2 protein-coding genes are annotated in these 6,362 nt (G+C 59.2%); both read right to left on the bottom strand.

From position 1 onward, the window contains the following. Positions 1–402 precede the first annotated feature (402 nt). Entirely contained in the window at positions 403–756 is a 354-nt protein-coding gene (locus CXQ94_RS21170) for an immunity 8 family protein (RefSeq protein ID WP_104092563.1), read from the bottom strand. Then, positions 756–6,362: RHS repeat-associated core domain-containing protein (locus tag CXQ94_RS21165; RefSeq protein WP_146070397.1), on the bottom strand; the 5,607-nt coding region annotated here is incomplete at its 5' end. The genes CXQ94_RS21165 and CXQ94_RS21170, both read right to left, overlap by 1 nt.

Here is a 6,362-nt window from a genome sequence, read left to right as displayed (position 1 = left end):
AGCACTGCCCCCAATAGCCTGACTTATTGAGAAAAACATACCCACAAACTGAGAACTTACCTAGAAAAAAACAAAAAAACCAAAATATGACACACACCACCGGACATGCTCAAGTTCCAGGGGATCTCGGCGCCCAGTCTCTCAAGGCGACTTGGTGCAAGTATTGTTTGCTTCAGACCCAATCGATGTCATCGAGCACGGGTTCGCTGGGGTACGTTGTAGCAACAACGAACCCAAGCATTGAATTCTAACCCACCAAATTCGGGAATTGGACGGGCAAGAGAATATGCTCATGAGCACAGCTCGTTGCCCGACATCGCCGCCAACTATGCGGCGGTATGATTCCCGGAACAGTTCATCGAAGACAGGAATCTAGAAATAGAAATGTTCATGAACGGATTTCTACGGTCTATAATCTTCAAATTCCCATGCGCCCAATCTACCCAATTTTTCTGCAACTTCGATCCATGTCTGCCCTTGACCGGCTTCCACACGACCAGTAATAAACGAACGAATGCGTGGCCAATTGAACTCACTCACGATGAGATGATGACGGCCGTCCCAAATTCCGTCACGGTCAACCTGCTCTGCAATCCACGCAGGACTGCATACCGTAATGTCGAAGGACTCCTCCCCCGGCTCCCCATCAGGTCCGGCCAAAAGCCGAATGCCGACAGACCAGCTTTCTTCTAGGGGCCTCCAGGAGTCCAAGTCATCGATCCAGAGGCTCGCGAGCGAACGTATCGTAGCTTTCATTAGCTCATCCCAGTAATATCTAAATGCCCATTACTCATCGGCCTGCCTGTAATTTGATCCGGAATCCATCTTTCGAAATTCGCCTGGAATTTGCCCAGCCTTCCCTTCCATGACGGAGGTCTAAATCCTCTAAGCCCGTCCCGGCTAATCAGGGCCTTCCCGTCACTTGAAAGTCTATGGCCCGGACCGAGCCAGGACTCACCGGCCTGAAGAGCCTGAGACTCTGAGCTGGTTCCAAGACCAAAGTTACCTTTTCCACGCGCTGCAGCGCGAAGGATTCCACTAATGAACGCCCAGTCGTCGTCGTCATCAGGGCTGGCCAATCCGGTCCTACCCGGCGGCTTACCATTACCACCCCCTGCACCTCCGCTTGCTTGCGTGGCCAGGTTTTCCACTCCGGTTTTGTCGACAGCAGCTTGGGAAGCAGCACGCATCTTTGCATTCATTGCGGCGAGATTCTGGGTATTTTGACCACCGGTGCCGAGTGCCGAGCCCGCGATGCCAATAGCATATCCTGTGTTTGCTCCCGATCCGGAGCCTCCGCCGGGTGCGCCAACGAAAGTACCGGGAGCAAAACTGAAATTCATTCCATTAATTTGCCTGATCAGGGCTTCAATGCCACTGGTCGCTCGATTAACAGAATCCATCAAGGAATGGAATCCAGCAACCATTAGGGCGGTCCCTGGAGGTCCCCAGCTCGGATATCCGTTAGGCACTTTAATTTGGCTCAGACCATAGAGACCAAGCCCCGCGGCACCAAACATGCCCAAGCCCAAGAGCGCTCCTCCGCCTCCGATGCTGGACACTACTGGGGCCAAGACCGGCGCGCATACTGCGTAGCATCCTTTATCCAGAAACAATCCTGAAGGGTCGCTGTTATTGATGGGATCGGCATTCGAATATTGATATGGGCTGAAATTTGCAGGGGTTCCGGTATCGAGGATCGGGTCCGGGCTAGTGAATGCTCCCAGGACGGGGTCGAGGTCGCGGGCGCCGAGGTGAGTGAGGTTGCTGATGGCGTCGGCGAGTCCGCCGATGTATCCGTTGGTGGCGCCAAATCCTGAGGGGTTCGCGGCGTTGGTGCCATTACCGAGCGCTGCCAGTGGCGCGGTGGAGTAACTCCCCGTTCCGGTGGCTGTTTGGGTTGCTCCGCGGCTTAGCCCCATGGGGTCGGTGTAGCGGGTAATGGCTGTGGTGTTGGTGTTTCCGTTGGCGGGTTGCAGGATGGTTTGTGCTGTATCTACGCCGTCGCTGACGACGAAGGCGAGTTTGATTGTCCCGGCGGTTGCTGTGCGTTGTGCGACAGTCTTTCCAGCAAAGGTGTAGGCGCAGGTTGCGGTGACGGTGGCCGTGTTTTTGCTGTTGTGAGCGGTGGTGTTGCCCAGGGTCACTGTCGTGCCAGTACCATCAACCAGGGCGACGAGGGTCCCTGCGCTATCGTAGAAACGCTCACTACTGCTGCCGGCCACGACGGAGGCTGGGGCTGGAGGCGTACCTTGGGTCGCGGATGGGTTCGGATTGGCTGTCAGGGACGAAGTCCCCGTCGTGGTGGCCAGGTGCCCGTCGGCACCATAGCCGAGGGTTTCTCCGGCTCTGCCGGTCATTTGTCCGGCAGCGTCCCAAAGGAACGCGTGCATTGTCGGTGCCCCGCTGGCAGGGGTTGAGACCATGGATTGTAGTTGGTGGGGGCCTGCCTGGCCGGCTGGCTTGTAGTTGTAGTCTTCGGTGACGGCCATGGCCCCGGTGGCGGTGAACCGTTTGACTTGGGAGCGGTCTCCGGCGGCTGTGTAGCTGTAGGTCTGTGCGTAGGGGGCTGGCCCGCCAAGCCCGGAAACTGTCGTGGCTGTGGATGCCGGGACGGTAGAGCAGTTGTTCGACGATGGCGTCCATACTGCGGCGAGGCGAGAGGCGTAGTCGTAGTTGTAGCATTGGTAGTCGCTGAGGGCGCCGGGCTTATTGGCAAAGGTTAGTGCCCGTGAAATGAGTTTCCCGCTGGGGGTGTATTCGTAGCTGGTCTTACCCAAGTCGGAGGTCACGGACTTGGCGGTGTTGGTGCTCCACAGGTTAGTCAGCCGGCCCGTGGTCGCATCCCAAGTGAAGAACGTCTGGTTTGCACCGGTAGTGTTCAGAGTTGGGCTGGAGGCGTTGCTATCGAATTGTTGGAAAGTTGAGAGCTGGCCGAGGTGCGTGTATTGGGTATTGCCAGCCAGGGTGTCGAAGTTCTGGTTGGCTAGTGACGATGGCCTGTCGAACCCTTCGTAGCCGTAGTAGAGGGTCTCAGCAGGGAGTCCGCCGATGGCCGGGGTGATTTCCTTACTCAAGAGTCCCGTTTTTGTGTAGGTTCGGGTTGTTGTGTAGCTTCCGGCGAGGGCCCCGATCACTGCAGGGAGGGTGACCTTGGTGGTTTTCGGGTTGTAGGATGCGTCGTATCCGGAAACATCGACCGTGACGGGCTGGTCATAGTTTGCCCCGTTGAACCTGGTTGCGGACGAGATCTGGCCCTTCTTTTCCCCGTCAAAGGCAGTGGTTCTGATGACTTTCGTTGCTCCACCGGCGGGTGTCAGCGATTGGCTGGTGACCCGGTCGAGGTCATCGTAGGTATTCGTGCTGACAGTACCTAGGGCGTTGGTGGTGGCACTTACCCTTCCGGAGCTGTCGTAGCCGATCGTGCTGGTGCCGCTGTCCGGGTCGGTGGCGCTGCTTTGGCGCCCGGCCGGGTCATAGGCCCATGACCAGGTATTTCCGGCGGCGTCTGTCATAGTCGTGTTTTGGCCGAGGGCATCGAACCCATAGCTGGTCGTTTCGGGGGTTCCGGTGGCGGTGGGACTTTTGTATTGCAGGCGGGTGATGATGTTTCCATCGCTGTTGACGACGATGCCGCGCGCTGCTTCCGTCCCTGGTCCGGTGATCACGGTGGTGTCCGCGCCGGTGTAGCTTGCTTGGGTTTTCCAGAGAGTTTGGTTGTCGTTGGCGACGGCGGTGAAGGTTGTGACCCGTCCGGCACCGTCGTAGTCGAGGGTGCTCGTGGATGGCACGGCGATGGTGGGGATCATCAGCGTTCCGGAGGGTTCGGTGCTGAGGAAGTAGTCGTTGTTGGCCCGTGATTTCGCGCCTGCCGAGTTGTAGAACGTGTCGGTGGCAATAGTACCGCCGCCGGGGGACATTTCCTGGGTTTGCCGCAATCGGCCTAGTCCGTCGTAAATTTCAAAGGATGTCAGTGCCTGGTTGCTTCCGTTGATGCCGGTCGTTTGCACCCACGATGGTGCACCTTGTTGGATCAGGTAGGCCGTGGCCTGGGTTGGCAGCGGGTTGGAAGCTGCCGGGCGCATGGGATCCCATACTCCGGTGACTCGTCCGGTGGCGTCATAACGGTACGTGGTGGTGCTGCCATTGACGTCGACCTTGCTGAGGATGCTGCCGCGGACAGAGTCCATAGTGGCGCTGGTGCCCCAGCCCAGTGAGTTGGTCGAAGTCACTGTAGTGACCACACCGGTGGCAGGCGTGTAGTTTGTTGCCTTCACCCGGGGGGTCCCGGTGCTGCTATCGGTGGCGGAGACTACCCGGCCCAATAGGTCATACTTTGTGTCCGGTCCGTTGAGCCACGAAGTGACGGTGACATCGGCAATCGCGGTGGCTGCATCAGAACGGGTGAGATCGCCGAGGGTTGGGGCCGTGTAGCCAGCGGTGCCCGGGGTGGCGCTGGTGGATGTGTCGTACAGGCTTCTGCTTGCGCGGAGAATGCTCCCGTTGGAGGTGCCGTCGCTGGCACAGGCCCCCGAACGGGTCGTAGCAGTCGCAGGGATGGAGAGCAGGTTCGTTGCTGTGTTGTCTGCGTAGGCGGTGGTGGTGCACGTGGCCGGATTGATACTCCCGATCTCCGGGGATTCGGTGACTCCGACGATCCGACCGTTGGAATCGAAATAGTTCGTTGTTGAGGTGGTGCGGGTGCCGATGGTTTGGCCGCTGGTGAGGATCTTCGCTGACGATGCCGTTCCCAGGTGCCGGGCCTGGGCGGCGCCGGTCCCTGCAGTGCCGGTCGCCGTGGGTGGCGATGCCCAGGGTACGGTGATGGTGGTGCTGAGCCGGTTGGTGGTGTCACCGAGGAAGGCTTGGGTTTCAATCTGAGTGCCGGCCAGCCATAGCGAGTCCGTGATCACGGCTCCGTTGGATGCGGTGACCGTGGTGGCGTTGACTCCCCCGGTCTTGTTCGATGGTGTCCCGTCCAGACCACGCAGGTAGGTGGCCAGGGTGGTTTGATTGGCCCCGGCCGGGGCGTTGCCAACGATCGTTTTGGTTTGTGCCCAGCCGGCCAGTGTCGACCAGGTGATCTGAGAACCTCCACTGCCGGCGACATACTTGGGGCCAGCATATTTCCACGCCGGTGACCCGAGGTACTGGTAGTTGGTCACCAAATCGGAGCTCCCGGGCGCCCCCGGTCCGGCGCTCGTGGCGACGGTGGCGACCGGGTAAATGTGGAAGTAGTCCATCCTGGCCGCTTGAGGTTGTGGCACCATGGGCGCCCACCATTGCGGAAAGCACCGCTTCGTATTCGATTCCGGAGAAGCTGGCAAGTTCGTTGGTGAACATTCCTGAGGCATGTAGACCACCGAGATGGTGGCCCCAGTAACGGTCTTAATCATGGAGAGCCGGTAGCGGTTCAGCTGCGCCAGACCGTCCAGGACCCACACCCTGTTTTGCAAGGCCTGGCCCTTGAAAACAACGGGCGGATCACTAATCGCTCCACCGACACCAGTCAGCGTATTGGCGCCCTGGTGGATGAGGGAATCCAGCCACAACGCCGGGCTCAGACCATCCCCGGGGTTCGGCATCGCATGAGCCAACGTCCACACATCAGCGTTCTGATAGGTCGTCCCGACCAAGGTTTGAGTAGTGACACTCTGCAGTCGCTGATCGGTGAAAAACGTCGCCGAATAGGTCCCACACGTTCCTGTTGCGGCGCAGGTGTAAGCGGTGGGGACATCGGTTCCCGCGGCACAATCAACCCCCGTGCAGCGGCTCGAATAGGCGAAGGAAACCCGCAACGGTGCCGAGGCACCAAGCTCGGCACCCGCCCGCATCCCATAGTCAATTCGGGCCAAACGGCTCGCCCGTACATACGACTTCAGGGCCCCCGCCCCGGCCTGGGAAGAGTAGTTGTTTGTGTCCTGGGTGTAGTAGAAAGCTTGGGAATTCCCGTGCAAGTCCACCACATAGTCCAAATTCCAGGCATAGGCCTGCTGGCACAAGGACGCAGCGAAAGTACCGGCCGAGCACTGTTGGGATGCGGTCGCCGCCCCCACCGGGACCGTATCGGCCGAGTTCGTGGTGGCCTGCCCCGCAGTCCACCCGGGTAGGCGGTTCTTCCCGAAGAAGTACTGGGTTCCGGAGGTGTCCGTGAGCTTCCAGTATCCGCCGTCAAAGGTCCCGTTGGAACCGGTGGTGGTCAGGTATTCAATTTTGGTGTTGTCATCATTTTGCAGCTTGTAGACACCCGTGACGGTGTCCTTGATGATCTTCCCGGACCGGCCACCAAACGAAATCGTGGGTTCCTGCCCACCGGGGGCGCCGCATAGGTCGTAGGACCCGGTGATGCCCTGATCCATGCA

The organism is Arthrobacter sp. GMC3 (genome assembly GCF_002929305.1).
Lineage (GTDB): Bacteria > Actinomycetota > Actinomycetes > Actinomycetales > Micrococcaceae > Specibacter.
This window is presented reverse-complemented; position numbering and strand designations above follow the sequence as displayed.